Below are 24225 nucleotides of genomic sequence, written 5' to 3'. Positions count from 1 at the left end.
CTCAATTCACCGCCTGCACCTGGCCGCCATCGATCCGGTAATTGGCACCGTTGACGAAGGCGGCGCGCGGGCTGGCGAGGAACGCCACCAGCGCGCCGACATCCTCGGGCCGGCCATAGCGTTCGGACGCGCAGGGGAAGATGCCGAGGTCCATGAACCTCGCCTCGCGGGCGTCGATATCGTCGGGCCAGCCCTGCGCCGCCGCCATCGTCGCGAGGGTGCGTTCGAACATCTCGGTGCGGGTGCAGCCCGGGCTGACCGTGTTGACGGTGACGCCCGAGCGGGCCAGCTCGCGCGACAGCCCGACCGTCATGTTGATCAGCCCGGCCTTGGCCGCGCAATATTCGGGGACCGAGGCCGGCGGCGCGGTGCCGCCGGCGCTGGCGATGTTGATCACCCGCCCCCAGCCGCGATCGCGCATCGCCGGCACGAAGGCGTGGATCATCCGCACCGCCGCGATCAGATTCTGCTCCATCGCGCCCGCCCAATGTTCGGGCTTCACGTCGAACCAGCCGAGCAGCGGGCCCGGTCCGGTCGACTCGGTGCCGCCGATATTGTTGACGAGGATGTCGATCGCGGCGGCCCGCGCCGCCACCGCCGCGACCACCGCCGCCGCGCCTTGATCGGTGGCGAGATCGCCGAGCGCGACGAACGCGGTGCCGCCCGCCGCGACGATCGCATCGACGGTGGCCTGCGCCCGCGCCGCGTCGCGGCCATGGACGACCAGCGTCGCCCCCTCGGCGGCCAGCGCCAACGCGATGCCGCGGCCGATCCCCGAACTGCTGCCGGTCACCAGCGCGCATTTGCCGTCGAGCTGCAGATCCATCCTATTCCCCCAGATCGATGAGATAGGTTTCGGCCGCGGTGCCACGGAACAGCCGGTCGCTGTCCGCAGCCGAATGGCCCGCGGCGATGATCTTGAACGCGTTCCAGATCGCGCCATAGCCGCCGGCGGCACGATCGGGCGGGTAGTTGCTCTCGAACATGCAGCGCGCCGGCGAGAAGGCGTCGATGCAGCGCTCGACGACCGGCCGCCACGCGGCGGCGAGTTCGGCCGACCCGGCCGTGCCGGTCGCATCGGCGATCGGCTGCGACAGGTCCATGCCGAGCCCGCCCAGCTTGATCCGGACATTGGGCCGGCGCGCGAGATCGGCGATCGCCGCCGCCCAGTCGCGAAGTATCGCGGCATGGTCGCCGGAACGCAGATCGGGGGTGCCGCAATGATCGACGACGATCGCCAGCGCGGGCACCGCGTCGGCGAGCGCCGCGACCGCGCCGAGCTGACGGTGGAGACACCAGATGTCGAGGCTGAGGTCCATCGCCGCCAGCCGCCCCGCGCCCGCGCGCAAGCGCGGATCGGCGAGGATGTCGCGCAGCCCGGGATCGCAGGGAAAGCCGAACAGCCCGGCCGGGCTGAAGGCGGTGGCCATGCGGATACCGCGGAAGCGTTCGCCGGCGACCGCGCGGTGCGCTTCGAGCAGCGGCGCCACCGCATCGCCCAGCCGCAGGTCGACATGGCCGACGACGCGGTGCGCGATCCGGACGGGGCCATAGCCGCCGCTCGCGCTCATCGCCGCGATCCCGCCCGCGAACGCGGTTTCGCCGAGCGAGCGCCGTTCGGGCGGACCATCGGCACGGTACATCTGGTGGCATTCAACGAACAGCGTATGGGTGATCGCATGGCCGCTGCGCGCGATCGTCGCGGTCGCCTCGGGCAGCAGGAAGGTCTGCGGCGCCTGCGGAGAACCCGGTGCGGGCAGGATATCCCAGAGATGGAGATGCGGATCGATGATCGGCCGCAGCGGATCGATCGCCTGCTCGTCGCCCGTCATCCGATCCTCCCCGCCGCGCTCATGCGCATTGCCGGGAATGTATAGCTATGCAACAACCGACCGCAAGCCGATCCCGGCCGATCGACCGAACGGATCATCGATGTCCCAGCGCAAGCCCCTGCCCTCTGCCCATGACGTCGCGCGGGTGGCCGGGGTGTCGCAGGCGGCGGTGTCGCGCGCCTTCACCCCCGGCGCGAGCATCTCGGCGGCGACCCGGGCGAAGGTGGCGGCGGCGGCCAAGCAGCTCGGCTACCGTCCCAACCTGCTCGCACGCTCGCTGATCACCGGTCGGTCGGGGATCGTCGGGGTGGTGATCGGCCATTCGCGCAACCCCTTCTTCCCCGACGCGCTCGACGCACTGTCGACCCGGCTGGCGGCCGCCAACCAGCATATCCTGGTGTTCACCGCGCGGCCCGACGACAATGCCGATATCCAGGTCGAGGAATTGCTCGCCTTTCGGGTCGATGCGCTGCTGCTGATGTCGGCGAACATCTCGCCCGAGCTGACCGCGCAGTGCCGGCAGGAGGCGATCCCGCTGATCTATTTCAACCGCCGCCCGAACGACCCGGAGGGCGCGGCCAGCGTGACCGGCGCCAACGAGATCGGCGGCGCACGGATCGCCGACCATCTCATCGCCCAGGGCTATCGCGACCTCGCCTTCATCGGCGGCCCCGAGGCGGCGTCGAGCAGCCGCGAGCGCGAGGCCGGCTTCAACCGCCGGATCCTGTCGGCGGGGCTGCCGGCGCCTTTGCGCATTTTCGGCCCCTATGACCGGCCCGCAGCGATCGCGGCGACGCGGGCGATCCTGGCGAATCCCCGCAGGCCCGACGCGATCTTCTGCGTCACCGACTTCATGGCGTTCGCCGCGATCGATGTCGCCCGCCACGAATATGGGCTCGAGATCGGGCGCGAGATCGGCATTGCCGGCTTCGACGATATCGAGGAATCGGCGTGGGACGGGTGGAGCCTCACCAGCTATTCGCAACCGATCGGCGCGATGATCGACAAGGTCGTCGAGATCATCCTCCACCCCGAAGCCTATCCGGCGCTCGGCCATCATGTCTGCGAAGGCGAACTCACCGCACGGCGCAGCACGCGGCGTTAGGGGACACCGGCCATCGCGGCGAAATCGAGCGCGTTCGGCGTCGCCGCTCCGCCCGCGGTATTGTCGAAGATCGTCCAGCATCGCGCGCCGGCTGCACGCGCGCGATCGATCGTTTCGGCCAGCGTCGCCAGCGCCTCGGGCTCATAATTGGACCAGTAGGTGCGCGGGCTGCCGTGGAGGCGGTGATAGACGATGCCGGGCCACCCGCCTGGCCGCGCCGCCTCGATCATGATCGCGGGATCGGCGGCCACCCGCGCGACATGGCGCCCGGCCAGGAAGTCGTCGACCGGCGCCGAAAACCAGGATGCATGGCGCGGTTCGCAGACAACATCGCCGGCGAAGCGGTCGGCGAGCGCGGCGAAGAAACCGCCGACGATCGCCTCGTCGAACGCGAGGCTCGGCGGAAGCTGGACGAGCAGCGGCCCGAGCCGGTCGCCGAGCGCCGCGACCTCGCCTGCGAACCGCGCGATCTCCGCCCCGCAATCGACCAGCCTTTTGTGGTGGGTGATCGTCCGCGGCATCTTGACCGCAAAGCGAAAGCCGTCGGGCACGCTCGCCGCCCAGCGTGCATAGGTTGCCGGTTTATGCGGCCGATAGAAGCTGCTGTTGATCTCGACCGCGTTCAGCACCGCCGCATAGCGTTCGAGCCCGGTCGCCCCCAGCGGGAAATGCGCCCGCGCCGCGCCCGGAATGCCCCAGCCGGCGGTGCCGACATAAGCGAGCGGTCCGGGGCCGGAAGCCGGCGGGTCGCTGGACATCGGGGAATCCTCACGATCGGGCACCACGCGCCCGCCCCCGTCAACCCGGTATGGCGCATCCTGTTCCGGATTGCCGGGCATTTCCAGGCGCGAACATAACCTCTTCTGAGCCTTCTCCCGTTCTTCACGGGAGAAGAGCGAGACGGCCGGTCATGCCCCCGGCATAACCTACGGGATGCCGGGGGCATCCCGTACCGGCTCGCTGATGAGGGTCTTCTTCTGCTTTTCTTCCTCGCGGCGCAGTGAGCAGAAGAAGAAGACCCTCACCCCGTGAGCGGTAAGTTATGCCCCCGGCATAACTTAGGTTCTGCCGGGGGCAGAACCGACCGCCTCACGCTCACGCGAAGAGCGGGAGAGGGGCAGAAGAGGCGCCATCGCGGTTAAGTCGCACCATGGGAACAAATCCGGGGTGACGGGTCGATGCGCCCCCGCCTCGCCGTCCACCCCTCCAGAATTTCCGAACTTCCGTTCGCCAGTGCGAAAAATACCGCTTCCCCTCGGCGGCCGGTTCGGTTGATAAGATCGCATAAAAGCAGAGAGAGGATGAGCCATGACAACGGGATTCGGGGTCGGCTGGCGTCAGGTGACGGCCTGCGCGATATTTCTGGCGGTGGGGGCGATGATCGCCTCGGCGTTCAGCGTCCTCGCCGTGCCGCTGGCGAAGGAATTCCATCCGAGCCGGATGGTGCTGATGCTGGCGATGACCCTGTTGTCGGGCGGCACCGCGATCATGTCGCCGCTGGTCGGCAATCTGATGGACCGGGTGCCGGTGCGACGGCTGCTGATGCTCGGCGCGGCTTTGCTGGTCGCGGGCTTTCTCGCACTCTCCTTCGCGACCTCGATCGTCCAGGTGCTGATCATCTACGGGCTGTTCATGGCCGGCGCCAATGTGCTGACCGGGCCGATGGCGACCTCGGTCCATATCTCGCGCTGGTTCGTGCGGCGGCGCGGGGCGGCGATCGGGCTCGCGATCACCGGGGTCGCGGTCGGCGGCTTCGTCTTCCCGCCGCTAATCCAGGCGCTGCTCGACAACTTCGCCTGGCGCGAGGCGATGCGGCTGCTCGCGCTGATCATTTTCGTTTGCTGTGTGGTGGCGATCGCGCTGATCGTCGCCCGGCCCGCCGACCGCGGCCTCCATCCCGACGGCGACGCCGAGGCGCCCGCGATCGTCCGCGCCGATGGCCCCGCGCCGCGGCTGACCACCGCGATGATCTTCGGCGATCCGACCTTCTGGTGCGCGACCGCCCTGTTCGCGGTGATCCTGTCGGGGATGAAGGGGATGGTCACCAACCTGGTTCCGCTCGCGCTCGACCAGGGCATCCAGGCCAATGTCGCGGCGCTGCTGATCTCGATCTTCGCGGTGTGCGGCTTCGTCGCCAAACTCGGCTTCGCCGCTATCGCCGATCGGGTGAATCTGCGGGTGCTGATGTTCGCCAGCCTGGTCGGCTTCGCGACCGGCATGGCCTGCCTGACCCGCGCCGAGGCCGGCTATGCGGTGATCGCGCTCGGCGTCGGCCTGGTCGGCGGCTTCGGCGGGCTGATGGTGCCGCTGCAGGGGCTGCTGATCCCGAAGATCTACGGCGTCGCGGTGGTCGGCCGGGTCTCCGGCCTGCTCAACATGGTGATGCTGTGCGCGCTGCTCGCCACCCCGCCGATCTTCGGCCGGATCTTCGACGTCACCGGCAGCTACGATGCGGTGTTCCTCGCCTTCGCGGCGCTCGCCGCCGGGATGATGTTCGTCGTGCCCTATATCCGGATGGGGCCGCGCGGGCCGACGCCGCCGGTGGTCGCGATCGAGGAAACCGAACTGCGCAGCGGCATATAGACGCAAAAAAGCCGGCGCCCCCGTTGGGAGGCGCCGGCTCTTATCGCCCGTCGATCAGGCAGGCTTTTTCGGCAGCTCGATCTCGGCCTTGGCGGTCGACAGGATCTTGCCGAGCTGGTTGACCATCTTGCAGTCGACCGCGACGATGTGGCGGCCGTCCTCGTCGACATATTTGTCGAGGATCTTGCCGGTCTGGATCGTGATGTCGCCGCTCAGCGCTGGTCCGCGATACGAACAGACGGTGTGGCGCAGCATGCCCCATTCGCCGGCCCAGCCGGTGAAATAGTCGGTGATCCACGCACCCATCGACGCACCATAGCCATAGGCCCGCGGCATGCCGATGAAGCGCGCCCAGCGCGGGAAGAGGTGGCCGCGCGACGGCCCGATATAGGCGCCGTCGGTCAGTTCGGGGTTGATCGCCTCCATGACCGGGTCGTTCTCGTGCCCCGCCATTTCCTTGACGAAGCCGAGCGCCTCCATGTCGAGGTCGGTGCGGCGATGGGTGCCGCCCCAGGTGGTGAAGGTGTAGGCGCGCCACTCGGTGGCGAAGGAGGCGACGGTGTGAAGCCCGAACACCCGCTCGGGCAGCGCGTCGCCGACGACGACATCGTCCCACCAGCGGCGGTCATGCCCGAGGTCGTGGAGCATCTTGATCCACTCGAACTTGCGATCCTCGAGCTTCTCGAGCTCGTCGTCGCTCCACTCCGGATCCTCGAGGCCTTCGGTCGGGGTATTCTCCTTGCCCGCCGACTGGCTGTAGCGGATCGTCGTCGACCGCTGCTTGGCGATCAGGTCGCCGTCCTGGTTGTAATAGAAATTGTCGCCGCGCTGGAAACAGGTCGGGCCGGCGAACGAGGTGTCCTTGATCGAGTAGTCGAACGGAATCCGCTCGTTCCAGATCCGGTCGCCGCCCTTCATCCGCGGGCCGTAGAACCACCATTCGTCGCCGCCGAACAGCAGGTGCGAATTGGGGATGCCGCCGACGCAGGCCGGCGCCGATCCGTGCGCGCAGTCCATCGTCACCGGGAAGCTCTGCGGCGCGATCAGCTTGCCCCAGCGGCTCTGCGCGGCATAGCCCGCGTCATAATGGAGCCGGTTGGGATAATGCATCGCCTGCGCCCAGCGGCGGATATCGTTGTTGGCGATCGGCTCGACCATGCGGGCGGGCTGCATCGGCTTGCCGAGATATTGATCGATGTCGGAACAGTCGAGCGTCGGGGTCGTCACACATCTTCTCCTGTCGAGAGTCTTTTCCTGGCCGGCCGACAGCATCACCGATGCGTCGCGCGGAGGAAAGCACCCGGCCCTCCCCCATGCAATTCATCGCACGGGCATTGTCGGCCATGACGGCGTCGGACAGGCCCGGACCCTAGGCGTGGCGACCGGACGATACTTGACGCATTCGGACAATCGGCGATCGGCCGCGGCCGGTCAGGGCGCCTCGGCCGCCCGCTTCAGCCCCGCGCTGGCCAGCCGCAATCCCTCGGCGATCCGCGGGCCGATCCTGCGCGCCATCAGCCCGCCGAGCAGCCCGGCAAAGGCCTCGCCATTGACAATCGTGCAGCGTCCGGGCGCCTGCTGCGCGATCTCGATATAGCGGGTCGCGCGCAGCAGCCCTCCGAACACGCTGGCGCCGAACTGCACCTCGCGGCCCGGCACGCAGCGGAAGATCTTCGCTACCGACTTCTGCGGCTTCATGCCTGGCAGCCGGATCGTCATCGCGATCGTCCCGCCCGGCGCCATCGTCCCGTGCGCCTCGGAATAGACCGGGTTCCATCGCCCCCAGCCGTCGACGTCGGCGAGCACCGCCCAGACCGCCTCGGCCGATGCCTCGATGACGATGCTGTCCTCGATCGCGGTCCCGTCCGGCCGCCCGCCAACCTGTGTCATCATGTCCCTCTCCTGCCCGCTCATGACATTCGCATATCCGTTTCGTCGGCTTCCTTCTGATCCTCCCCATCGCAGATGGGGAGGGGGACCGCATAGCGGTGGAGGGGTTCTTCGTACGGCGATCGCGGCGCTCGCGGATCGCAGACCCCCCTCCGTCGCCTTCGGCGCCACCTCCCCATCTGCGATGGGGAGCATCGACATTTCAGCCCGCCAATATCGCCGCGAACATCTCCGGATCGACATTGCCGCCCGACATCACGATCGCCACGTCGTCGCCGCCGTCGGCAGCCGGTTCGGGCGCCACCCCGTGCAGCAGCGCCGCCAGCGCGACCGCCCCGCCGGGTTCGACGACCAGCTTGAGCGTGTCGAACGCGAAGCGCACCGCCGCCCGGACCTGCTCGTCGTCGACGACGAGCCCGCCCGCGAGCAGCGCGCGGTTGATCGGAAAGGTCAGCTCGCCCGGACTCGGCGCGAACAGCGCGTCGCAGATCGACGCGGCGCCCGTCGCCACCGCCTCGCGCACGCCGCTCGCCAGCGACCGCGCGGTGTCGTCGAACGCCGCCGGTTCGACCGCGAAGATCGCGATATCGGGCAGCCTGTCCTTCACCGCGGTGGCGATCCCCGAGATCAGCCCGCCGCCGCCGCAGCAGACGAGCAACTGGCCGAGCCGCGCCCCGGCCGCCCCGGCCTGTTCGACGATCTCGAGCCCGATCGTCCCCTGCCCGGCCATCACCAGCGGATCGTCGTAGGAGGGCACCAGCGTCGCGCCACGCTCGGCGGCGAGCGCGGTCGCGATCGCCTCGCGGTTCTCGGTCGCGCGGTCATAGGTGACGATGTCGGCACCGAGATCGCGGGTGTTGCGCATCTTGATCGCAGGGGCATCGGCCGGCATCACGATCGTCGCCTTCATCCCGAGCCGCTTCGCCGCCGCCGCGACCCCCTGGGCGTGATTGCCCGACGACCAGGCGACCACCCCCGCCGCCCGTGCCGCGGGCGCGATCCGCGCCAGCCGGTTATAGGCCCCGCGGAACTTGAACGACCCGGTGTGCTGCAGCCCTTCATATTTGATCAGCACCCGCCGCCCGATCCGATCGTTGAGCGCGGCATTTTCGAGCAGCGGCGTGTGCACCGCATGGCCGCGCAGCAGCACCGCGGCATCGCGGACATCGGCGGCGGTGATGGCGAAGGACGGGTTCGGGCTGGTCATGCGACTTTCATGGCATTGGCGGCGACTGCGGTACAGAGCGGTCCTCACCGTCCCCGCAACTGGGCGGCGAGCGTCCGCGCCGCGAGGACATAGGCGGGCCCGCCGCAGATCGTCCATGCCTCGGGCACCCGCAGCCGCGGGATGCCGGCGAGCGCGCGGTGGTGGAGCATTTCGGTGCCCTGGTCGTCGACATGGTCCGACGTCGTCTCGACGATCAGATAATCGGGCTGCGCCGCGACCATCTCCTCGACCGACATCCGCGACAGCATCGGCTTGCCGAGGATGGTCGCGAGGTTGCGGACGCCGACCCGGCGCATCAGGTCGTCGATCAGCGTTCCCTGCCCGGTCAGATAGCCGCGCCGCTGATAATAAGCCGCGACCGGCGCGCGCCGCGTCCGCGGGATCGCCGCGAGATCGGCGGCCATCCGCGCGATCAGCGCCTCGCCGCGGTCGGGATGGCCGACCGCCTTGGCGACCATGCGGATCTGGTCGACGATATCGCCATAGCTGTTGGCGAAATTCAGTTCGAGCACCGGGGTCCGCCGCCCGCCCATCGCCGCGACCGGTCCGCTCCAGCGCCCCGGGCTGGCGACGATCAGGTCGGGGTCGAGCGCGAGCACATCCTCGGCCGCGCCATGGATTGTCTTCAGCCCCTTCGCCCGGTCGCGCTCGGCCGACATCCAGCGATCGCCGGCAAGATCGGTCAGCGCGGTGATCTGATTGCGGTCGGCGAGCCGCAGCAGCAGTTGGTCGGCGCACATGTTGAGCGAGACGATCCGGCGCGGCGCGGCCTGTACCGCCGTCGCCGACGCGAGCAGCAGCGCCGACAGCCAGGCGAGGAGCAGACGGGCGAACATGGCTTCTCATTGCGGGGCCGGCCGGTTAGGGCAAGACCCCATGACATCGTCCCGGCCGTTGCTGATCGGATCGCTGCTCGGGCTCTGCCTGCTCGCGGCGGTGCTCTCGATCGTCATCGGCACCGCCCCGCTCGGCGAGACGCGGATCGCCGCAGCGCTGACCGGCCATGGCGACCCGATCGCCCGCATCATCCTGTTCGAGCTGCGGCTGCCGCGCGCGATCCTCGGCCTCGCGGTCGGGGCGATGCTCGGCCTCGCCGGCGCCGCGCTCCAGGGCTATCTGCGCAACCCGCTCGCCGAACCCTCGGTGCTCGGCGCCTCGAACGCCGCCGCGCTGGGCGCGGTGATCGCGCTCTATTTCGGGCTGGCGGGGCTCCATCCGGCGGTGCTGCCGGCGCTGGCGATCCTCGCCGCGCTGCTCGCGCTCGGGCTGCTGTTCGTGCTGGCGGGCGGCGCCGAAAGCCCGCTCACCCTGATCCTCGCCGGCATCGCGGTCGCGACCATCGCCGGCGCCGGGATCAGCCTCGCGCTCAACCTGTCGCCCAACCCGTTCGCGGCGATGGAGATCATGACCTGGCTGCTCGGCTCGCTCGAGGACCGGTCGTTCGACCATGTCCGGATCGCGCTCCCCTGCATCGCGATCGGCCTCGTCCTGCTGCTGTGGGACGGGCGCGCGCTCGACGCGCTCAGCCTCGGCGAGGAAGGCGCGCAGGCGCTCGGTGCCGATCTGCGCGCGACCCGGCTGCGGCTGCTGCTCGGGGTCGCGATCGGGGTCGGCGGCGCGGTCGCGGTGTCGGGGGCGATCGGCTTCGTCGGGTTGATCGTGCCGCATCTGATCCGCCCGCTCACCGACCGCAGCCCGTCGGCGATCCTGATCCCCTCGGCACTCGGCGGCGCGGCATTGCTGACGCTCGCCGACGTCGCGGTGCGGATCATCCCGGCGAGCAGCGAATTGAAGCTCGGGGTCGTCACCGCCTTTCTGGGCGTCCCGGTGTTTCTCGTCCACCTGATGCGCGAGCGGCGGCTATGGTGACGATCCGCATCGAAGCTCTCGACGTGGCGCTCGGCCATCGCCCGGTGCTCCACGGCATCGACGCGCAGCTCGAACCCGGCGCGCTGGTCGGGGTGATCGGCCCCAATGGCGCCGGCAAGTCGACGCTGGCGCGGGCGATGCTCGGGCTGGTCGCGCCCGCTACGGGCCGGGTGACGCTCGACGGCACCGACGTCGCGGCGATGCGCCGCGCGGCGATCGCGCGGACGATCGCCTATCTGCCGCAGGGCCAGTCGCTCCACTGGCCGCTGTCGGTCGAGCGGCTGGTCGCGCTCGGCCGGCTGCCGCACCTCGCGCCTTATTCGCGGATCTCGGACGCCGATCGCGCCGCGATCGACCGGGCGATCCGCCGCGCCGATGTCGGCAAGCTGCGCGAGCGCGACGCGACGAAACTGTCGGGCGGCGAGCGGATGCGGGTCCATCTCGCCCGTGCGCTGGCGGTCGAGGCGCCGGTGCTGATCGCCGACGAACCGCTCGCCTCGCTCGATCCCGGCCACCAGATCGAGGTGATGGAGCTGCTCGCCGAACAGGCGCGCGCCGGCGCGCTGGTGATCGCGGTGCTCCATGACCTGACGATGGCCGCGCGCCATTGCGACCGGCTGCTGCTGCTTCACCAGGGCCGGCTCGTCTGCGACGGCACCCCCGACGCGGTGCTGACCGCCGATCGGCTCGCGACGGTCTACGGCATCCGCGCGCGCATCGACCGCGACGGCGACGGTCCGTTGGTGGTGCCGCTGGCATTGACCCGCGAGAGTGCGCCTCAGCACGCGAAGCCTCATCCATTGGTCTAGCATCGGGCACCATCCGGCCAGACGTTCAACAGCTGGTAAGGGTCGCGCGGCATGCCCGTCGACGATGCCGTCGAACCCCAATCCCTGCAGGCTGATATCGGCCGACCGGGCGGTCCGCATGATCCTGGCCCTGTTCGCCGCCCTGTGGTCGGCGAATGCGCTGGCGTGCGACGTGGCGACCCCGACCAATGTCACCGTCGGCACCAGCTTCTCGCCATCGGCGATCAAAGCCGGAATGGTGCCCTATACCAAGACCCTGGGCGGGTTCAGCTGCAGCAGCACCAACATCCTGACCCTGCTCAGCGGCAATTTCCTCAAGGCGACCGTCGCCAGCGGCACCACCCTGCAGCTCACCGCCGCGGGCACCAGCGACGTCGTCACTTACAAGCTCTACGCCGACGACACCGGCACCAACGAGCTCAAGCCGGGGGTGTCGGCTTATTATATCAACGGCACCATACTCAACCTGCTCAACCTCGGCGGCAACGGGGCGATCGACGTGCCGGTCTATTTCAAGCTGGCGAGCAGCGGCTTCGTCACCCCGGGCACCTATAGCGGCAGCTTCTCGATCAAATGGGACTGGCTGTTCTGCTCGGGGATCGGCGCGCTCGGCGCCTGTATCGGCACGCCCGACCAGGGCAGCAAGTCGGTGACGGTCAACGTCACCCTCGTCGTCCAGGCCAAGCCGCCGACGGTCAGCGTCGATGTCGGCACCGCGACCTGGAACATCGTCGAGGGCAGCAGCAATCCCAAGGCGATCCCGCTGAGCAAAAGGCGGCTGCGGCTGACCGTCACCAACCCCGATATCGTTCCGGTCGAGGCCAACACCCTCAAGGTCGTGCTGCCCACCCCGTCGACGATGATCGTCGCGCTCGACGGCGACGGCACCGGCGGCGCGGTCGTCCAGACCAGCGAAGGCTCGCCCGCCTCGACGCTGACGTTGAGCTATGTCTCGCCCACCGACACCGGCGACAATGTCGATTTCTCGTCCGACGGCGGCACGACCTGGACCTATTATCCGACGCTCGGGACACCCGCGACCTGGGCCTCGGTCAACCGCATCCGCTTCCGCCCGCAGGGCGCAATGGCGGCGCTGTCCTCCTATACGATCTCGATCCCCTATTCGGTGAAATAGGGAACCGCGTCGCGGCATGATCGGTTCGACGTGCGGAACCACATGGAGAATCCGCATGTCGCGTACCCCCATCCTCGCCTGCGCGCCGCTGCTCGCACTGGTGATCGCCACCCCCGCCTTCGCTGATCGCGGCCCCAGCAAGGAAGAGGCCCAGGCGATCGCCGCCAAGCTCACCGCCGAGGGTTTCAAGAGCTGGAACAAGATCGAATATGACGAGGACGGTCCGATCTGGAAGGTCGACGACGCCCGCGCGATCGATGGCAAGACCTATGATCTCCAGCTCAGCCCGAACGGCTATGGCATCGTCAAGAAGGACGGGGATTGAGGGGAACGAACGACTTCCAATATCCGTCGCCCCAGCGAAGGCTGGGGCCCATGGCTATCTCCTCTCGCGCGGCCATTGCCTGTGGAAACAGACATGGACCCCAGCCTTCGCTGGGGCGACGGGAGAGGCCCTCCAACATTTCAACATATTAGAAAGATTTGTTTGATTTTATTCGGCTCCCTGCCGAGCCTCGGACGGTCCAAATAGGTCCGGCAAGGCAGCGACACCATGGTGGTGAAACTGCCGTCAGGGAGTTCATCACATGACCCAGTCCATCACCGCCTCCGCCCCCCGCACCGGCCTCGACAGCTCGGCCGCCACCGCCGCGCTGCCGCTGATCGGCCGCATCGGCCTCGCCTCGATCTTCCTGCTCAGCGGCCTGTCGAAGATCGCCGCCCCCGCCTACACGATCGGCTATATCAAGTCGGTCGGCCTGCCCTTCGCCGAGGTCGGCTATGCGATCGCGGTGCTGGTCGAGATCGTCGGTGGCCTCGCGCTGATCGCCGGCTATCGCACCCGGCTGGTCGCGGGCTTCATCGCGCTCTTCTCGATCGCGACCGCATTGGCCTTCCACAACAATCTCGGCGACCAGAACCAGTTCATCCACTTCTTCAAGAATGTCGCGATCGCCGGCGGCCTGCTGCAGATTGTCGCCTTCGGCGCCGGTCGTTACAGCATCGACGCACGGCGCTGATATTCCCTCCCCCGGCCCGGGTTGCCTTCCCCTTTGGGCGGCCCGGGCACCCCTTTTTCCCGTCTGTAGGAGACCGACATGACCGAACGCACCACCGACACCCAGCTCGACCCGCTGTTCCTCGAGCGCTGGAGCCCGCGCGCCTATGACGGCAGCAAGCTCAGCCAGGACGAGCTGCGCACATTGTTCGATGCCGCGCGCTGGGCGCCTTCGGCCTATAACCATCAGCCCTGGACCCTGCTCTACGCCGAGCAGGGCGACGCCAACTGGGACCGGTTCCTGAGCGTGCTGGTGCCGTTCAACCAGAGCTGGGCGAAGGACGCGGGCGTGCTGATCTTCTTCGTGTCGAAGACCCATATGGGCGACAGCGCCAACCACACCCACAGCTTCGACACCGGCGCCGCCTGGATGTCGCTCGCGCTCCAGGCGACCAGGCTCGGCCTTCAGGCGCACGGCATGTCCGGCGTCGATTTCGCCGCCGCGACCAAGGAACTGGGCGTGCCCGAGGGCTATCGTGTCGACGCCGCCGCGGTCGTCGGCCGCCAGGGCGACGTCTCGAATCTGCCCGAGCAGCTCCAGCAGCGCGAGAACAAGGCCGCGAGCCCACGCAAGCCGATCGACGAGATCGCGTTCGCCGGCAATTTCCCGGGCTGATCTCCTACCAGCCCGGTGAGAGAGGGCGCCTCCGGCATCGGCCGGGGGCGCCCTTTTCACGCTCAGCTCTTGTTGATGTTCGCGAGCGTGCCCTTGAGCGACGGGTTGGACGCGTTGCCCTTGGCCGGCGCCTCCTTCTTGGGCTTGCGGGCTTCCTTGCTCTTCTTCTGCTGACCCTTGGCCATATCATCTTCCTTCGGGAATGCGGTCGGCGGTCGCTGGAACGGGACAGATCCGACGGGCAAGCGGAGCGCATGACGGCGCCCGGTCGCGACCGGCCTGCAGGCTGATTGGCGGCGATGTCCCGCGATACGCCCCGCAAGGGGTGCTTGGCAATCAGGCGATCGCCAGCACGCTGCGGTGGATGAAGCGCACCAGATCGGGCAGCCCGCGCGCGCCGGTCTTGGCGTAGATCCGCTTCGAATAGTTGCGCGCGGTCTCGACGGTCAGGCCGAGTTCGGTCGCGGCCTCGGCGATCGACATACCGCGGCTGAGCGCGAGCGCCAGCCGCGCCTCGCTCGCCGGCAGCTCGAACAGCTCGGCGAGCTGGTCGCAGCGATCGGCCGAGGTCCAGCTGTCGCCATGGACATAGGCGACCACCGCCGCGGCCGGCGCGCCCGCCACCGACTTGCGGTTGGTCGGCACCAGCAGCATGTCGAGCCAGGGATCGCGGCTGAGCACCAGCGCACGCGGCCGCGCCTCGGGCCGTCCAGCGAGCAGCCGCACCGCCTCGGATATCTCGCGGCCCAGCGGCGCCGCCGCCATCACCAGCCGGTCGCCCCGCCCCTGCCGCAACAGCCCCATGCCGGTCAGCAGCCGCGCGCCCTGCGGATCGGCGTCGAGCACCCGGCCCGCGGTATCGAGCGTCATCCAGCCGAAATTGAGCCGGCGGATCGCCTCCTCGGCGACCGAGGCGGTGAAGCGCTGGCGCTCCTGCGCGACATAGCCGCGCATCGCGGTGCGGACATAGGGCACCAGCGCGACGAGCAGCGCGTCGTGCGGCGGGTCGAAATCGCCCTCGCGGCGCGACACGGTCAGCCAGATATTGACCCCGCTCGGCTCGATCAGCCGCATCAGCCGCAGCGCGTTCATCCCGCTCGGCTCGAGCATGTCGTCGCGGAACGCCGCATGGACCGGATCGTCGTCGCGCAGCAGTTCGTCGATCCGGTAGAGCCGCCCCTCCTCGAGCTCATGATAGGGCAGCGGGTCGCGCTCATGGAGATGGTCGCGGTAGAGCTGGCCGAGCACATCGGGCGAGGCCTGGCCCGCATAGAGATGGACCAGCGTCGGACGCGACGGCGCCGGCGGGCGGAAGATCAGGCTGGCATAGTCGGCGCCGACCGCGGCGCGCAGTCGATCGAGGAAGCCCGACCACATCGGCGTCTCATAGGCGCCCTCGAACAGCGCCGGCAGCAGCGCGAGCAGATCATGTCCCGGCATCGTCGCTCCGATCGTTCGCCCTGTCGATAGCTATAGTTCCCAAATGGGAGGTTTCGCCCGCTTCGCTCTATGCAAGACCCGCCCGGTACGCAAATGTAACCGGACGGCGCAGCAGGTGCCGGCCGACAGGAGCGATGGAGACGATGACCGACGATCAGGCGATCAGCCGCGATCTCATGGCGCAGCCGACCGAGGCGCTGCTCGCCGCGGCGCGCGCCCGGCGCGACGCGCGTGGGCCTGCGCGCACCAGCTATTCACGCAAGGTCTTCATTCCGCTGACCCAGCTTTGCGCCGATGTCTGCCATTATTGCACCTTCGCCAAGGCGCCGAGCCGGCTCCAGGCGCCCTATCTCACCCCCGAGCAGGTGCTCGAAATCGCCCGCCAAGGCGCGTCGCGCGGCTGCAAGGAGGCCTTGTTCACCCTCGGCGACGCCCCCGAGCGCCGCTATGCCGCGGCACGCGAGGCGCTCGCGGCGATGGGGTTCGAACGGACGATCGACTATGTCGAGCATGTCGCGCGGCTGGTGCTGCGCGAGACCGGGCTGCTCCCGCACATCAATGCCGGTATCCTCGACGCCGACGATTATCGCCGGCTGCGCGCGGTTTCGGCCTCGGCCGGGCTGATGCTCGAAAGCGCGTCGGAGCGGCTGTGCGAACGCGGCGGCCCGCATTTCGGATCGCCCGACAAGGTGCCCGCCGTCCGCCTCGCCTCGCTGCGCGCGGCGGGTGAAGCCCGGGTCCCGGTGACCAGCGGTATCTTGATCGGGATCGGCGAGACCGAGCAGGAGCGGATCGACACGCTGTTCGCGCTGCGCGACCTCCACCGCGACCATGGTCATCTCCAGGAGGTGATCGTCCAGAATTTCTGCGCCAAGCCCGGCACTAAGATGGCGAGCGCCCCCGAGCCGAGCGCCGACGCGCTCTACCGCACGATCGCCTATGCCCGGCTGATCCTCGACGACGCCGTATCGGTGCAGGCGCCCCCCAATCTCAACGAGGGCCGGTTCGACGCGCTGCTCGACGCCGGCATCGACGACTGGGGCGGCATCTCGCCGGTGACGATCGACCATGTGAACCCCGAGGCGCCCTGGCCCGAGATCGAGCGGCTGGCGGCGGTCTGCGCCGAGGCCGGCCGGCCGCTAGTCGAGCGGCTGACCATCTATCCGCGCTTCGTCGCCGCACCGACCGAATGGATCGATCCGGCGGTCCGCACCCCGATCCTCAAGCTCGCCGATTCCGAGGGCCTCGCCCGCGACGGCCAGTGGAATCCCGGCACGACCCTGCCCGCGCCCGGATCGCCGCGCCGCCCGCTCGGCGCGCCGGCGCTCGCCGCGCATCACCGGCTCGACCGCATCCTCGACCATGCCGCCGACGGCCACGAGCTCTCCGAAGCCGACATCGTCACCCTGTTCGCGGCGCGCGACGGCGCGGCGCAGGCGGTGGTGCGCGCAGCCGATGCGCTGCGCGTCGCGGTCAAGGGCGACACCGTCACTTATGTCGTCAACCGCAACATCAACTACACCAATATCTGCACCTATAGCTGCGCCTTCTGCGCCTTCTCGAAGACCTCGACCAAGGCCGGGACCCGCGACAAGCCCTATGTCCTGCCCGATTCGGAGGTCGCCGGGCGCGCGGTCGAGGCGTGGGAGCAGGGCGCGACCGAGGTCTGCCTGCAGGGCGGCATCCACCCGAGCTACACCGGCGACACCTATGCCGGCATCCTCGCGGCGGTGAAGCAGGCCTGCCCGCAGATGCACGTCCACGCCTTCTCGCCGCTCGAGGTGGCGTCGGGCGCCGAGACCCTCGGGGTGAGCGTGCGCGACTATCTCAAGCGGCTCAAGGACGCCGGGCTCGGCTCGCTGCCCGGCACCGCCGCCGAGATCCTCGACGACGAGGTTCGCGACCTGATCTGCCCCGACAAGCTCAACACCCGCGAATGGCTCGACGTCGTCCGCACCGCGCATGGGGTAGGGCTGCCGACCACCGCGACGATCATGTTCGGCCATCTCGACCGCACCGAACATTGGGCGCGCCATCTGCTGGCGATCCGCCGGCTGCAGATGGACACCGGCGGCTTCACCGAATTCGTGCCGCTGCCCTTCGTCCATATGGAAGCGCCGCTCTACAAGCGCGGCCAGGCGCGGCGCGGGCCGACCTGGCGCGAGACTGTGCTGATGCACGCGATCGGCCGGATCGCGCTCCACGGCGCGATCGATTCGATCCAGGTGTCGTGGGTCAAGCTCGGCCTCGACGGCGCCGCCGCCTGTCTCGCCGCCGGGGTCAACGATCTCGGCGGGGTGCTGATGAACGAGAGCATCAGCCGCGCCGCCGGCGCCGCGCATGGCCAGGAGGTCAGCGTCGACGATCTGCGCGCCGCCGCCGCCTCGGCCGGCCGGCCGCTGCGTCGCCGGACCACCCTCTACAAGCTGCTCGACGATCCCGAACCAACCCCCGCCCCCACACCCGTCTGCGCGCCCTGATCCCGACAGCGATCATGCGCGGCGGATGGCGGCAAACGCCACGAACCGGAGAGATGCCGATGAGAGTTTCCCGATGAAGGTCCAGCCGGCCGCCTTCCTGCGCACGACCCTGCCGATCGACATGTCCGCGCTGCCCAATCTCGATTCGGGCCGCTATCATTCGATCTGGCTGCCCGATCATATGGTGAGCTTCTGGCCGGACTCGATCTGGACCCCCGAATTCACCGATCTCGCGACCCTTTCGCCCTCGCCGCACCGCCATCTCGACGCGATGGCGGTCGCCGGCGCCGCCGCGGTGCTGACGAAGAATGTCCCGATCGCGACCAGCGTCGTCGACACGGTGCGCCGTCACCCCGCCTCGCTCGCCCAGACCGCGCTGACCCTCGACCATCTCTCGAACGGCCGCTTCATCCTCGGCGTCGGCAGCGGCGAGACCGAGAACACCGTGCCTTATGGGTTCGACTTCTCGAAGCCGGTCGGCCGCTTCGAGGAATCGCTCAAGGTCATCCGGATGCTGTGGGAGAGCGACGGCCCGGTCGATTTCGAGGGCCAGTTCTACAAGCTCCACCACGCCCGGATGGACACCGAACTTTACCAGGGCCGCGCGCCGCGGATCTGGGTCGGCGCGGGCGGGCCGCGGATGCTCGACATCACCGGCCGCTATGCCGATGGCTGGTGGCCGGCGGGCGCCTGGACCCCCGAGGATTATGCCGGCAAGCTCCAGATCATCAGGAATTCGGCCGACCGCGCCGGCCGCGATCCCAACGCGATCGTCCCCGCCTTCATCCAGACCTGCCTGATCGGCGACGATGCCGAACTGGCCGAGATCCTCGAGGCGCCCTTGATCAAGGCCTATGTGCTGCAGATCTCGGCCGAGACGATGCGCGCCTTCGGCTACGAGCATCCGATGGGCGACAGCTGGCGCGGCTATCAGGACATCGACCCCGGCGTGCTGACCCGCGAGCGCATCCTGGCGATGCTCGACAAGGTCGTGCCCGAATCGATCCTCGCGATCCTGCCGCACGGCACCCCGAAACAGGTCGCAAAGCGGGTGAAGCAGTTCGTCGACGCCGGGCTCAGGGTTCCCAAGATCCTCGACTATGGCGGCATGGCCGGGCTCGCCTACAGCGCGAAATCGGCGGCGAAGGTCCGCGAGGCCGAAGACGAACTGCTGGCGCTGGTGGAGGACGCCGCATGAGCATCACGATCGGCGGCGACATCCTCGATGCCGGCCGGATGCTGGCGGCGGCCGAAGCCGAAACCGGGCTCGACGATTATGGCGACGACAGCTTCCGCGCGCGCTTCGCGCTGGCCGCCGACTATCTCCAGAGCATCGGCATGGATGCCGAGGGCCAGCGCAAGGCTGCTATGGTCTGCCACGGGCTGCTGACCTCACGGCTCGAATTTTTCGAGGACCGCAACCGCTATCCGATCGGCGACGAAGTGATCGACCGGCCGCTGTTCGCGACCGGCGAGCCCCGCTCGGGCACCACCTTGTTCCACGCCTTGATGTCGGTCGATCCCAATGGCCGCTCGCTGCGCTTCTGGGAGATCATGCGCCCGTCGCCGCCGCCCGGGCTCGCCGGTCCCGACGATCCGCGCCGCGCGCAGGCCGACGACGACTGGCGCGACATCATCGCGACCATCCCCAACTGGCTGCTCAGCCATCCCTATAACGACATGCTCGGCGACGGCCTGCCCGAATGCGAGCGGACCTGGGCGTTCGATTTCCGGGTAATGACCCCGACCGCTTGGTGGCGGGTGCCGATGGGGATGAAGATCGCCGGGCTCCCGATCGATCCCGCGGCGCAGATCCGGCTGCACAAGATGATGCTTCAGCAGTTCCAATATGCGCGCGAACCGAAATATTGGGTGCTCAAGGGCTTCCACGGCCCGCGCCTCGAGCAATTGTTCGACGCCTATCCCGACGCCCATATCGCCTGGATCCACCGCGACCCGGTGCAGATCGTCGCGTCGCGGATCAAGATGGCGGGCGACCTGGTCGAGGGGATGACCGGCCAGGTCGACTGGGCCGAACAGGCGAAGATCCACCTCGCCGCCAGCCGGGCGAGCTTCGCCGGTACCCTCGCCAACCCGCTGATCGACGATCCGCGCATCCACCATATTCGCTACAGCGACTTCGTCGCCGACCCGGTCGGCACGGTGCGCGGCTTCTACGAGAAGAGCGGCAAGCCCTTCACCGCGGAGGCCGAAGACGCGATGCGCGCCTATCTGCGCGACAATCGCGGCGACCGCCACGGCAAGTTCGTCTATTCGACCGACCTGATCGGCGAGGATATCGACACGCTCCACCGCGAGTTCGCCCCGTTCCGCGAACGGTTCGGGATCGACATCGAAAAGCGCAAATAGGGGCCGGACGATGCACGATCGCGTCTCGTTCAACAGCCTGTGCTTTCCCGGCGCGGACATCGCGACGATCGCCGGTCACTGGCGCGATCTGGGCGCGCGGACGATCAGCTTCCTGAGTCCGCAACTGCTCGACGGCGATGCCGACGCGATCGCGGCGCTGATCGCCGAAAACGGATATCGGGTCGAGACGCTCACCCACATCTTCCACCCCGGGCCGCTGCCGGTGTGCGGCGACGATGCGGGCGAGGCCCGCGCCCGGCTGTGCCGGCTGATCGACATCGCCGTGTCGATCGGCGCACGGTCGATCTACATGCTGACCGGCGGCCGCGGCGCGATGCCGTGGGAACAGGCCGCCGAGGCCTTCGCCACCGCGATCGCGCCCTGCGTCGCCCATGCCGAGGCCGCCGGGATCGCCCTGTCGATCGAGAATGCGCCCTTCCTCTATGCCGACATCCATCTGGCCCACAGCCTGCGCGACACCATCACCCTCGCCGAGGTCGCCGGAATCGGCGTGTGCATCGACCTGTTCGGCTGCTGGACCGAGGCCGGGTTCGACGCGCTGGTGGACCGGGCACTGCCGCGCACCGTGCTGATCCAGGTCAGCGACCATGTGCTCGGCGACCGCTCGCTGCCGTCGCGCGCGGTCCCGGGCGACGGCGCGATCCCGCTGCGCCACATCCTCGGCCGCGCGCTCGCCGGTGGCTATGCCGGAGGCTTCGACCTCGAACTGCTCGGCCCGCGCATCGACCAGGAGGGCCGGTTCGAGGCGGTGCGCCGGGCGGGGCTGTATGTCAGCGAATTGCTGCGCGAATTGGGCGCTTAGGGAAGGAAAGACGATGGCGTTCGGCGACGGCAGTGACGACGCGGCGCTGCGCGCGGCCTGGGGCGATTTCTGCACCCGGCTGCAGGCGGCCGGCGACCGCGCGTTCAAGGATCCCAATCCGGCGACCCCGCTCCACCGCGCCGACGCCTTCCGCTTCCTCACCCAGAATCTCGGCCAGGCCTTCGACCTCGCGCTCGAGACCAGGGACACGCGCTATCCCGCGCTCCATGCCTTTTGCGGCCCGACCCGCAAGCTGGGCGGCGACGCCGCCGACTTCGTCTATCTCCAGGCGTGGATCGACGGCCGCTCGACCTATCGGATCAGCGGCACCCGCGGCACCGCGCCCTTCCTCAACTTCACCGTCCAGGGCCCGCGCCCGGCGCTGACCGCGGGCGGCTTCGCCCCGCTCCACGAACCGTTCGGCGACGTGCCCGAGGCGAACCTATTCGGGCACCAGCTGCAGACCGACGCCGACGGCGGTTTCGAGCTCTTCATCGGCGGCCCCGAGCGCGGCCCCAACTGGCTCCCCACCACGCCGGGCACGCGCAAGCTGTTCCTGCGCCAGGGCTTCGACCGTTGGGACGAAGTCCCGGCGACGATGCTGATCGAGCGGATCGGCATGGAGGGTCCCAAGCCGCCGCCGACGCCTGCGACGATGATCGAGGCGATGGGCTGGGCGGGCGATTTCGTCACCGGGCTGATGGACGACTGGCCCGAATGGCCGTTCGCGCATGGCGGGGTCGATGCCGCGAACCCCAACCGCTTCCCGGCCGGCGCCGACACCGACGATGACCGCAAGCGCGGCCGCGCGGCGACCAACATGCACTGGCAACTCGCCCCCGACGAGGCGCTGATCGTCAGCTTCGACCGGCATGACGGGCTCTGGATGCTGTCGAACATGGGGGTGTTCTTCAACAGCATGGACTATCTCTACCGCCCGGTCAGCTACACCCCGAGCCGCGCCGCGGTCGACAGCGACGGCAAGGTCCGGCTGGTGCTCGCCCATGACGATCCGGGCTTCGCCAACTGGATCGACACCCAGGGCTTCGAACGCGGCAACCTCACCTATCGCCATATGCTCGCCGGCAGCCCGGCGCCGATCGACTCCCGGCTCGTCAAGCGCACCGCCCTCGCCGCCGCCCTCCCCGCCGACAGCGCGACGGTACGCCCCGAAGACCGGCTCGCCGAGATGCACGCCCGGTTCGAAGGGATCAGGCGGCGCTATCGATTCTGAAACATCGTCGCGCCAGCGAAGGCTGGTGCCCATGTCTGTCGTCACCAGCGGTATAGCGCGAGGATAGAGCTATGACATCAGCCTTCGCTGATGCGACGTATCACGCGGACACTATACTCAACTCGATGGCAGCGGATATTCGAGCGCTGCCCCATCGATCGGGCGTGTAGCGGACAATATCCCGCAGATCGGCTTCCGCCGTGGACGTCAGGACATAATCGGCGGTCAAGCCCGGCTGTCCCGCCCCAGTTCCTCGTCGACGATGCTATCGACGTCCTTGTCGGAAACCGCCCCCGCCAGCCCGTCCGCGATCCGCTGCGTCACCAGCGTCTTGAGCTCCTGCCACGCCTGGTCCTCTCCGGCCTGGCTGGGGAAAAGGCGTTCGACGGCATATTGCTTGATCGACTTGCCCTGCAACGCCGCCATCGCCTTGAGGGTCTGATGCTGCTGGTCGGTAATGTCGATGGTCAAGCGGCTCACGGATCACCTTGCGTGATTGTGAGATCACACATTAGCACAAATGTGGGTTTGTGGCCACATGCCTCGATAGGCCATTTAATTCGGTGACAGTTTAATTCGGTGACAGTGCACTTTTAGCGACCGCCATCGCTAAAAGTGCACTGTCACCGAATTAACGAGCGCCGCACGCGGCTACCGCTCCAGCCCCTCCACCCGATAGAAGCGCGCCAGTTCGCGCGCGGTCCCGAGCCGGATCACCGGCAGGCTGCCGTCGGCGAACATCGTCCGGTAGCGCCGCCGGCTCTGCCGGGTGGCGAACAGGATATGGTGGATCATCAGCCATTTGACGCTGTCCTGGCCGCCCTCCAGCGCGCCATGGCGCTCGCGTTCGAGCCAGGACCGGCGGGCATAGCGCCACAGGCTGGTCGCGGTCGGCACGTCGAGCAGGATGATGCCCGTGGCCCGCGCGAAGCGCTGCGGAAAGCAGCGCGAATAATTGCCGTCCATCACCCAGCGTTCGCCCATGATCGCTGCGTCGTGCAGTGCGACGAATTCCTCGATCAGCCGCGGCTCCCAGTCGCTGTTCGGCTTGTGGTGAAGCTGGTCGAGATGAACCGGCACCAGCCCGCGGGCACGCGCGATCGCCACCGCCAGCGTCGACTTGCCGCTGTTCGACGGCCCGATGATGCAGATGCGCGGTCCGAGATCGTCGAGGGTCATGATCGCAATTAGAGCGGCTCGTCGAATCGTGGCAAGAGTAGCAACCGGATCGATGCTCGGGATATCGGCAGACGGCGTCACGGAGTAGCCGTCGCACCGCAAATGCGCTAGGAACCGGCCCGCAACAGCGGAGAGTTCCGATGGCTTCGACCAGGCCTTCCAAGAAGAACGAGACGATCGAGATCAGGCTGTCGGACGAGGTGAAGGCCTCGTTCATGGCGCATTGCCGGCAGGATGGCCGCACCGCCAGCGAGGCGATCCGGCTGTTCATCGACGCGCAGATCGCCCCGTCCGCCGATCGTCCCCGCCGGCGCATCCCGCACTGGCGGATCGTCGCCGCCGGGGTCGTCGGCGCCGCGCTCGGCATCGGGGCGGCGGCGCCGTCGCTCGCCCAGTCGGCACCGAACGACCGTGCCGCCTTCCACCAGCTCGACCGCAACCATGACGGCGTGCTCAGCTATGACGAGTTCCAGGCCCGGTAATCGTGGAGATGCGCCTGTCGGCGCATGCGGCACCAGCCCGCTCCCCCGCCCGACCTCCCACTCAGGATACGCTGTGGCGGTCTCTTATACACA

At 68.6% G+C, this 24225-nt stretch carries 25 protein-coding genes; 14 read left to right on the top strand and 11 right to left on the bottom strand.

Annotated features, from left to right (window positions below; translation table 11 throughout):
* Window position 1: 1 nt before the first annotated feature.
* Window positions 2-826: an SDR family NAD(P)-dependent oxidoreductase gene (locus AC1RM6_RS12950; protein WP_493101793.1), complete on the bottom strand. Its 825-nt coding sequence runs from the start codon at window positions 824-826 to the stop codon at window positions 2-4.
* Between the two features lies 1 nt (window position 827).
* Window positions 828-1832: an amidohydrolase family protein gene (locus AC1RM6_RS12945; RefSeq protein WP_493101791.1), complete on the bottom strand. Its 1005-nt coding sequence runs from the start codon at window positions 1830-1832 to the stop codon at window positions 828-830.
* Between the two features lie 100 nt (window positions 1833-1932).
* Between AC1RM6_RS12945 and AC1RM6_RS12940 the strand changes: the two genes are divergently transcribed.
* Window positions 1933-2937, top strand: a complete 1005-nt coding sequence (locus AC1RM6_RS12940; RefSeq protein WP_493101789.1) for a LacI family DNA-binding transcriptional regulator — start codon at window positions 1933-1935, stop codon at window positions 2935-2937.
* Here AC1RM6_RS12940 and AC1RM6_RS12935 read toward each other — a convergent pair.
* Window positions 2934-3695: a DUF72 domain-containing protein gene (locus tag AC1RM6_RS12935; RefSeq protein WP_493101787.1), complete on the bottom strand. Its 762-nt coding sequence runs from the start codon at window positions 3693-3695 to the stop codon at window positions 2934-2936. The two genes, AC1RM6_RS12940 and AC1RM6_RS12935, sit on opposite strands and share 4 nt — an antisense overlap.
* 550 nt (window positions 3696-4245) lie before the next feature.
* Here AC1RM6_RS12935 and AC1RM6_RS12930 point away from each other — a divergent pair.
* On the top strand, window positions 4246-5520 hold the full coding sequence (locus AC1RM6_RS12930) for an MFS transporter (protein ID WP_493101785.1): 1275 nt from the start codon (window positions 4246-4248) through the stop codon (window positions 5518-5520).
* 54 nt (window positions 5521-5574) lie between these two features.
* On the opposite strand, the gene AC1RM6_RS12925 is transcribed toward AC1RM6_RS12930, so the two are convergent.
* From AC1RM6_RS12925 to AC1RM6_RS12910, 4 genes are all read right to left on the bottom strand, one after another.
* Window positions 5575-6747: an FAS1-like dehydratase domain-containing protein gene (locus tag AC1RM6_RS12925; protein ID WP_493101783.1), complete on the bottom strand. Its 1173-nt coding sequence runs from the start codon at window positions 6745-6747 to the stop codon at window positions 5575-5577.
* A gap of 204 nt (window positions 6748-6951) precedes the next feature.
* The gene (locus tag AC1RM6_RS12920) at window positions 6952-7413 is read right to left on the bottom strand and encodes an SRPBCC family protein (protein WP_493101781.1); all 462 of its coding nucleotides are present in this window, start codon (window positions 7411-7413) and stop codon (window positions 6952-6954) included.
* 199 nt (window positions 7414-7612) lie between these two features.
* Window positions 7613-8617 (bottom strand): threonine ammonia-lyase, encoded by a 1005-nt coding sequence (locus tag AC1RM6_RS12915; RefSeq protein WP_493101779.1) that lies wholly within the window; start codon window positions 8615-8617, stop codon window positions 7613-7615.
* Between the two features lie 44 nt (window positions 8618-8661).
* Window positions 8662-9474, bottom strand: coding sequence for an ABC transporter substrate-binding protein (locus AC1RM6_RS12910; protein ID WP_493101777.1), 813 nt, complete (start codon window positions 9472-9474; stop codon window positions 8662-8664).
* 40 nt (window positions 9475-9514) lie between these two features.
* Between AC1RM6_RS12910 and AC1RM6_RS12905 the strand changes: the two genes are divergently transcribed.
* The 6 genes from AC1RM6_RS12905 to AC1RM6_RS12880 all read left to right on the top strand — a co-directional run bounded on the left by AC1RM6_RS12905 (window position 9515) and on the right by AC1RM6_RS12880 (window position 14124).
* On the top strand, window positions 9515-10507 hold the full coding sequence (locus AC1RM6_RS12905; protein WP_493101775.1) for a FecCD family ABC transporter permease: 993 nt from the start codon (window positions 9515-9517) through the stop codon (window positions 10505-10507).
* Window positions 10501-11316, top strand: a complete 816-nt coding sequence (locus tag AC1RM6_RS12900) for an ABC transporter ATP-binding protein (protein WP_493101774.1) — start codon at window positions 10501-10503, stop codon at window positions 11314-11316. Before AC1RM6_RS12905 ends, AC1RM6_RS12900 begins: the two co-directional genes overlap by 7 nt.
* A 118-nt stretch (window positions 11317-11434) precedes the next feature.
* Window positions 11435-12451, top strand: a complete 1017-nt coding sequence (locus AC1RM6_RS12895) for a spore coat protein U domain-containing protein (RefSeq protein WP_493101772.1) — start codon at window positions 11435-11437, stop codon at window positions 12449-12451.
* Window positions 12452-12506: 55 nt separating this feature from the next.
* Window positions 12507-12776, top strand: a complete 270-nt coding sequence (locus AC1RM6_RS12890; protein ID WP_493101770.1) for a PepSY domain-containing protein — start codon at window positions 12507-12509, stop codon at window positions 12774-12776.
* 262 nt (window positions 12777-13038) lie between these two features.
* A complete protein-coding gene (locus tag AC1RM6_RS12885; protein ID WP_493101769.1) occupies window positions 13039-13470 on the top strand; it encodes a DoxX family protein in 432 nt (143 codons plus the stop codon).
* Between the two features lie 78 nt (window positions 13471-13548).
* Entirely contained in the window at window positions 13549-14124 is a 576-nt protein-coding gene (locus AC1RM6_RS12880; protein WP_493101768.1) for a nitroreductase family protein, read from the top strand.
* Between the two features lie 62 nt (window positions 14125-14186).
* Here AC1RM6_RS12880 and AC1RM6_RS12875 read toward each other — a convergent pair whose 3' ends face one another.
* Together AC1RM6_RS12875 and AC1RM6_RS12870 are read right to left on the bottom strand one after the other, a co-directional pair.
* On the bottom strand, window positions 14187-14309 hold the full coding sequence (locus AC1RM6_RS12875; RefSeq protein WP_493101766.1) for a hypothetical protein: 123 nt from the start codon (window positions 14307-14309) through the stop codon (window positions 14187-14189).
* Window positions 14310-14460: 151 nt separating this feature from the next.
* On the bottom strand, window positions 14461-15564 hold the full coding sequence (locus tag AC1RM6_RS12870; RefSeq protein WP_493101764.1) for a helix-turn-helix transcriptional regulator: 1104 nt from the start codon (window positions 15562-15564) through the stop codon (window positions 14461-14463).
* Window positions 15565-15707: 143 nt separating this feature from the next.
* On the opposite strand from AC1RM6_RS12870, the gene cofH reads away from it, so the two are divergent.
* The 5 genes from cofH (at window position 15708) to AC1RM6_RS12845 (ending at window position 22471) form a co-directional block, all read left to right on the top strand.
* Complete coding sequence (gene cofH, locus AC1RM6_RS12865; protein ID WP_493101762.1) at window positions 15708-18044, top strand: 5-amino-6-(D-ribitylamino)uracil--L-tyrosine 4-hydroxyphenyl transferase CofH; 2337 nt, start codon at window positions 15708-15710, stop codon at window positions 18042-18044.
* A 73-nt stretch (window positions 18045-18117) separates the two neighbouring features.
* A complete protein-coding gene (locus tag AC1RM6_RS12860) occupies window positions 18118-19242 on the top strand; it encodes an LLM class flavin-dependent oxidoreductase (RefSeq protein ID WP_493101760.1) in 1125 nt (374 codons plus the stop codon).
* Entirely contained in the window at window positions 19239-20414 is a 1176-nt protein-coding gene (locus tag AC1RM6_RS12855; protein WP_493101758.1) for a sulfotransferase family protein, read from the top strand. Before AC1RM6_RS12860 ends, AC1RM6_RS12855 begins: the two co-directional genes overlap by 4 nt.
* 10 nt (window positions 20415-20424) lie before the next feature.
* A complete protein-coding gene (locus tag AC1RM6_RS12850; protein WP_493101756.1) occupies window positions 20425-21237 on the top strand; it encodes a sugar phosphate isomerase/epimerase family protein in 813 nt (270 codons plus the stop codon).
* A 13-nt stretch (window positions 21238-21250) separates the two neighbouring features.
* Complete coding sequence (locus tag AC1RM6_RS12845; RefSeq protein WP_493101754.1) at window positions 21251-22471, top strand: DUF1214 domain-containing protein; 1221 nt, start codon at window positions 21251-21253, stop codon at window positions 22469-22471.
* Between the two features lie 225 nt (window positions 22472-22696).
* Here AC1RM6_RS12845 and AC1RM6_RS12840 read toward each other — a convergent pair whose 3' ends face one another.
* Entirely contained in the window at window positions 22697-22951 is a 255-nt protein-coding gene (locus AC1RM6_RS12840; RefSeq protein WP_493101752.1) for an antitoxin, read from the bottom strand.
* Window positions 22952-23122: 171 nt separating this feature from the next.
* Window positions 23123-23650 (bottom strand): P-loop NTPase family protein, encoded by a 528-nt coding sequence (locus AC1RM6_RS12835; RefSeq protein ID WP_493101750.1) that lies wholly within the window; start codon window positions 23648-23650, stop codon window positions 23123-23125.
* Between the two features lie 140 nt (window positions 23651-23790).
* Between AC1RM6_RS12835 and AC1RM6_RS12830 the strand changes: the two genes are divergently transcribed.
* The gene (locus AC1RM6_RS12830; protein ID WP_493101748.1) at window positions 23791-24132 is read left to right on the top strand and encodes a hypothetical protein; all 342 of its coding nucleotides are present in this window, start codon (window positions 23791-23793) and stop codon (window positions 24130-24132) included.
* Window positions 24133-24225: the final 93 nt, after the last annotated feature.

This window comes from Rhizorhabdus sp. GW822-FHT03C02 (genome assembly GCF_058801765.1).
The sequence above is the reverse complement of the archived record's forward strand: the minus strand, read 5'-3'. Positions and strand labels throughout refer to the sequence as shown.

Bases quoted from the DNA above. Each gene is read 5' to 3' on its own strand.
- AC1RM6_RS12950 (WP_493101793.1), bottom strand. From the start codon at position 826: ATGGATCTGCAGCTCGACGGCAAATGCGCGCTGGTGACCGGCAGCAGT.
- AC1RM6_RS12945 (WP_493101791.1), bottom strand. From the start codon at position 1,832: ATGACGGGCGACGAGCAGGCGATCGATCCGCTGCGGCCGATCATCGAT.
- AC1RM6_RS12940 (WP_493101789.1), top strand. From the start codon at position 1,933: ATGTCCCAGCGCAAGCCCCTGCCCTCTGCCCATGACGTCGCGCGGGTG.
- AC1RM6_RS12935 (WP_493101787.1), bottom strand. From the start codon at position 3,695: ATGTCCAGCGACCCGCCGGCTTCCGGCCCCGGACCGCTCGCTTATGTC.
- AC1RM6_RS12930 (WP_493101785.1), top strand. From the start codon at position 4,246: ATGACAACGGGATTCGGGGTCGGCTGGCGTCAGGTGACGGCCTGCGCG.
- AC1RM6_RS12920 (WP_493101781.1), bottom strand. From the start codon at position 7,413: ATGATGACACAGGTTGGCGGGCGGCCGGACGGGACCGCGATCGAGGAC.
- AC1RM6_RS12915 (WP_493101779.1), bottom strand. From the start codon at position 8,617: ATGACCAGCCCGAACCCGTCCTTCGCCATCACCGCCGCCGATGTCCGC.
- AC1RM6_RS12910 (WP_493101777.1), bottom strand. From the start codon at position 9,474: ATGTTCGCCCGTCTGCTCCTCGCCTGGCTGTCGGCGCTGCTGCTCGCG.
- AC1RM6_RS12905 (WP_493101775.1), top strand. From the start codon at position 9,515: ATGACATCGTCCCGGCCGTTGCTGATCGGATCGCTGCTCGGGCTCTGC.
- AC1RM6_RS12900 (WP_493101774.1), top strand. From the start codon at position 10,501: ATGGTGACGATCCGCATCGAAGCTCTCGACGTGGCGCTCGGCCATCGC.
- AC1RM6_RS12895 (WP_493101772.1), top strand. From the start codon at position 11,435: ATGATCCTGGCCCTGTTCGCCGCCCTGTGGTCGGCGAATGCGCTGGCG.
- AC1RM6_RS12890 (WP_493101770.1), top strand. From the start codon at position 12,507: ATGTCGCGTACCCCCATCCTCGCCTGCGCGCCGCTGCTCGCACTGGTG.
- AC1RM6_RS12885 (WP_493101769.1), top strand. From the start codon at position 13,039: ATGACCCAGTCCATCACCGCCTCCGCCCCCCGCACCGGCCTCGACAGC.
- AC1RM6_RS12880 (WP_493101768.1), top strand. From the start codon at position 13,549: ATGACCGAACGCACCACCGACACCCAGCTCGACCCGCTGTTCCTCGAG.
- AC1RM6_RS12875 (WP_493101766.1), bottom strand. From the start codon at position 14,309: ATGGCCAAGGGTCAGCAGAAGAAGAGCAAGGAAGCCCGCAAGCCCAAG.
- AC1RM6_RS12870 (WP_493101764.1), bottom strand. From the start codon at position 15,564: ATGCCGGGACATGATCTGCTCGCGCTGCTGCCGGCGCTGTTCGAGGGC.
- cofH (WP_493101762.1), top strand. From the start codon at position 15,708: ATGACCGACGATCAGGCGATCAGCCGCGATCTCATGGCGCAGCCGACC.
- AC1RM6_RS12860 (WP_493101760.1), top strand. From the start codon at position 18,118: ATGAAGGTCCAGCCGGCCGCCTTCCTGCGCACGACCCTGCCGATCGAC.
- AC1RM6_RS12855 (WP_493101758.1), top strand. From the start codon at position 19,239: ATGAGCATCACGATCGGCGGCGACATCCTCGATGCCGGCCGGATGCTG.
- AC1RM6_RS12850 (WP_493101756.1), top strand. From the start codon at position 20,425: ATGCACGATCGCGTCTCGTTCAACAGCCTGTGCTTTCCCGGCGCGGAC.
- AC1RM6_RS12845 (WP_493101754.1), top strand. From the start codon at position 21,251: ATGGCGTTCGGCGACGGCAGTGACGACGCGGCGCTGCGCGCGGCCTGG.
- AC1RM6_RS12835 (WP_493101750.1), bottom strand. From the start codon at position 23,650: ATGACCCTCGACGATCTCGGACCGCGCATCTGCATCATCGGGCCGTCG.
- AC1RM6_RS12830 (WP_493101748.1), top strand. From the start codon at position 23,791: ATGGCTTCGACCAGGCCTTCCAAGAAGAACGAGACGATCGAGATCAGG.